This is a genomic window from Streptomyces lushanensis, assembly GCF_001700515.1.
Lineage (GTDB): Bacteria > Actinomycetota > Actinomycetes > Streptomycetales > Streptomycetaceae > Streptomyces > Streptomyces lushanensis.
The window spans coordinates 1-3,500 of sequence record NZ_MAUD01000243.1 but is presented as its reverse complement, the minus strand read 5'-3'; the positions used below and the strand labels follow the sequence as shown (position 1 = coordinate 3,500).

Below are 3,500 nucleotides of genomic sequence, written 5' to 3'. Positions count from 1 at the left end.
CGGGCGATCGCCCGCAGGGTCGGCATCGCGCCACCGTCGATCTACGCGCACTTCGACACACCCGACCAGATCGTGGAGGCCGTGGTCACCGAGACCCGCTCACTGCTGGTGCGTCACCTTGAGACCGCCCGGGCGGGAGCAGAGGGCGCGCGCGAACGACTTCTGGCCGACTGCCACGCCTATCTCGTCTTCGGTGCCGAGCAGCCCGAGCTCTACGCCCTTCTGTTCACCCGGCCGCGGCCCAGGGGCAGCAGCACCACAGAAGAACGCGTCGACCAGGCGGTACGCCAGCTCGCGCCCATCGTCGGCGAGCCCATCGCGAGTCAGCTCGCTCCTGCCGAAGCATTCTCGATACTTCTGCGAGACGTCGCCGATGCGATGCACGACGGCACGTCCCGTGCGGAGGATGCTCTCGCCACGGCGACCGCTCTCTGGGCGTCCCTGCACGGCCTCATTCTGCTCCGCGCTCACATTCCCCGATTCCCGTGGCCGCCACCCGGTCCGCTGGAGGAGAAGATCATCAGCCGGCTCGCATTCCCGCACGGCCCCACACCCAGATGACCCCTTGCTCGGCGCGACCCTGCCAGATCGTCAGGGCCGGATCCGTTGGGCCAAAGCGGGACGCGCAGGTGAGCCAGGGCACGACGACTCGGTGCCGGTGAGGTCACCGCCGCGGTGCAGGAGATGGTCCTCCACCCCGGTCGGCGCCGGAACGGACGCTGCGGTCGCCGGGGAGACGCCGCCGAGGATGCCTCGGCTTCCTCGATGAGGGGCGGCACCTCCCCGAGGCTGATGTGCGAGGTGGACATCGGGTCCGTGGCTGCCGCCTGGGGCTGGTCGATGTCGCGGAACCATCCGGGCGCGGCGACGGCGTCGAGGACCAGCCCGGGTCCGACGAGCGGTACGGCGGGCTGGGCGCGGGCGTTCTCATCACGCCGCATGCTGAACTGCAGTGTCGCGCAAGCAGAGGTCAATGCCGGAGCCACTCCAACAGTTCGTCATGGCGTACCTGGTAGACGGTGCCGGCCGACCTCAGCAGTCCTCGTTCATGGCACCAGCGGAGAAACGCGGTCAGGCGCCACGGCAGCTTTCCGCGGGTGGCCAGGATCAGGCCGAGGTACTGGCGACCGGTGACCCCGACAAAGCCGGGCCCGGCCGCCACTGTCACCGCCAGGGCAAAGGGCGTGCCAACCGCCACCACATGCCAGCGGTCGATGTCCGCCCGCACCGACAGCGCCAGGCCGAGGCCGAAGACGGCTGCGAATCCGCTGCCGGCGGCCGGCGCGAAGCCCGGACCGAAAGTCGAACTCGACAACCCCCGTGCCCTCGCCCAGCCCGACTGGCCCACCCTGCTCCGCCTCGCCCAGGCACTCGTCGACCACTCCCACGACCACCACCGGGGATGGGGCAGGCCGTCGTCTCCGGCGTTCGCGTCGCCGACATCCCGTCCACCCCGCCCCCGGACAGGGCCTGGACCGGCTGGTCCCCAACTGGTCCCCACGAAACACGGAAAGGCGGTACCGGATTTCTCCGATACCGCCTGCGACCTGCGTAAACGCTGGTCGGGACGACAGGATTTGAACCTGCGACCCCTTGACCCCCAGTCAAGTGCGCTACCAAGCTGCGCCACGTCCCGATGCGGGTCTGACCTGGGGTTTCCCCTGGCCGAACGCGCATGAGAACAATACCGCACTCGGCATGGTGGTCACGAACCGCTTTCCCCGGGGGCATCGCGGGAGGCTCGACCCGGGGGTCTTTCACGCGGCGTCGGGACCGGCCAGCGAGGGTGGCTGAGCGGCGGGGTCAAAATGTGACGCGCCCTGCGCCGTCCGCGGGTACGGGGCACCCTGGACTGGACGTACGCCCATCGCCGGGCCCGCTCCCGGCCGTACCCTCCGGAGCACGCCATGACCGCCAGCGGTGATCTGCTCGTCGACGCGTTCGGCCGTATCCGTGAGACCGTCCACGAGGTGGTCGACGGCCTCTCGCCCGACGAACTGGCGGTCCGGCTGGACGACGGGGCCAACTCGATCGCCTGGCTCGTCTGGCATCTCACCCGGATCCAGGACGACCACGTCGCCGACGCGGCGGGCCTGGACGAGGTATGGATCGCGCAGGACTGGTCGGCGCGGTTCGAGCTGCCGTTCTCGCGGCGGGCGACCGGTTACGGCCACTCCCCCAAGGACGTGGCCGCGCTCGGCGGAGTCCCGGCGGAGCTGCTCGCGGGGTACCACGACGCCGTCCACGACCAGACGGTCGCGTTCCTCCGTACGGTCAAGGACGCGGATCTCCGGCGGACCGTCGACGACGCGTGGGTGCCGCCGGTGACGCTCGGTGTCCGGCTGATCAGTGTGATCTCCGACGACCTCCAGCATGTCGGGCAGGCCGCCTTCATGAGGGGCTGGCTGGAACGGCCGTAGCCATCCGGACAGGACCCGCAGCCGGTGCGGGAACGGCGTCCGGCACCGGGCGGTCGCCCGGCCCGGCCTGGGACGCGGCGGGTGGCAGATACGCGAGCAGTTGCCGGGCCGCCGGGCCGGTGCGCTGATCGTCGGGGAGCGCGGCCGAGACCTCCCAGAGATGCTCCCCGGCCCCGGCCAGCGGCACGGTGCGAAGACCCGCCGCCTGTTCCTTACGGGCGATCGGACGCGGCACCACCGCGATACCCAGACCATGGCCGACCAGCTCGATCAGGCTGTGCACGTCGTTGACCTCCAGCGCCACGCGCCGTTCGGTACGGGCGGCGGCGAAGGCCCGGTCGGTGAGCCCGCGGGCGCCCCAGTCCTCGTGGAAGTCCACGAACACCTCCTCGCCCAGCTCCGCCCACTCCGCCTCCGCCGCGCCCGCCAGCGGATGGTCGGGATGGCAGAGGAGCACCATCGGCTCGCTCGCCAGCGGGACCAGCCGGACGCCCTCGGGCACGGGTCCGGACAGCGCGACAAAGGCCAGATCGAGCCGTCCGGCCGCCACGTCCTCGACCAGCGAGGCGGATCCGGCCTGCCTCAGCCGTACCTCCACCTCGGGGTGCTCGGCCCTGAACCGGGCGAGCAGCCCGGGGACATGCACCCCGGTGACACACTGCTCGGTACCCACCGACAGCGTGCCGCGCAGCAGTCCCTGGACCGCCGCGACGGCCTCCTTGCCCGCCCGCACACTGGCCAGCGCGCGCGATGCCTCCACCAGCAGGGCCTGACCGGCCCCGGTCAGCTCGACCCTGCGGGTGGAGCGGACGAAGAGCCGGGCGCCCAGCTCGCGCTCCAAGGCGCGTACGGACGCGGAGAGGCCCGATTGCGAGACCATGAGACGCCGGGCCGCCCTGGTGAAGTGGCGTTCCTCCGCGACGGCGACGAAGTATTCGAGGTGGCGCAGTTCCATGGGGACCCAGCCTAATTGAGAAGCCTGCTCGCTCAATGTGTTCGTTTTCTTCTATTGGACGCCCCGCCGGGCAGCGGCAAAGCTTGAGGTACCCCCCGCCGGAACCGGCGGGTCCGCAGCAGGAC

4 protein-coding genes, 1 tRNA gene and 1 pseudogene are annotated in these 3,500 nt (G+C 71.0%); 2 read left to right on the top strand and 4 right to left on the bottom strand.

Annotated elements, in window-relative coordinates:
* The coding region (locus tag BFF77_RS35740; protein WP_066951934.1) for a TetR/AcrR family transcriptional regulator at positions 1-561 on the top strand (561 nt) is incomplete at its 5' end.
* 191 nt (positions 562-752) lie between these two features.
* Here BFF77_RS35740 and BFF77_RS38215 read toward each other — a convergent pair.
* The 3 genes and pseudogenes from BFF77_RS38215 to BFF77_RS20310 form a co-directional block, all read right to left on the bottom strand.
* Positions 753-926 (bottom strand): annotated as a pseudogene (locus BFF77_RS38215) (DUF317 domain-containing protein); the annotation flags it as partial.
* A 44-nt stretch (positions 927-970) separates the two neighbouring features.
* Positions 971-1,348, bottom strand: a complete 378-nt coding sequence (locus BFF77_RS20315; RefSeq protein ID WP_141698474.1) for a hypothetical protein — start codon at positions 1,346-1,348, stop codon at positions 971-973.
* Positions 1,349-1,559: 211 nt separating this feature from the next.
* Positions 1,560-1,636, bottom strand: a tRNA-Pro gene (locus BFF77_RS20310).
* Positions 1,637-1,907: 271 nt separating this feature from the next.
* Between BFF77_RS20310 and BFF77_RS20305 the strand changes: the two genes are divergently transcribed.
* Complete coding sequence (locus BFF77_RS20305; protein WP_066951929.1) at positions 1,908-2,420, top strand: mycothiol transferase; 513 nt, start codon at positions 1,908-1,910, stop codon at positions 2,418-2,420.
* Here the strand turns inward: BFF77_RS20305 and BFF77_RS20300 are convergent.
* A complete protein-coding gene (locus BFF77_RS20300) occupies positions 2,392-3,375 on the bottom strand; it encodes a LysR family transcriptional regulator (protein WP_079125328.1) in 984 nt (327 codons plus the stop codon). The two genes, BFF77_RS20305 and BFF77_RS20300, sit on opposite strands and share 29 nt — an antisense overlap.
* Between the last annotated feature and the right edge of the window lie 125 nt (positions 3,376-3,500).

Coding starts and splice junctions, on each gene's coding strand:
- BFF77_RS20305 (WP_066951929.1), top strand. CDS start 1,908: ATGACCGCCAGCGGTGATCTGCTCGTCGACGCGTTCGGCCGTATCCGT.
- BFF77_RS20300 (WP_079125328.1), bottom strand. CDS start 3,375: ATGGAACTGCGCCACCTCGAATACTTCGTCGCCGTCGCGGAGGAACGC.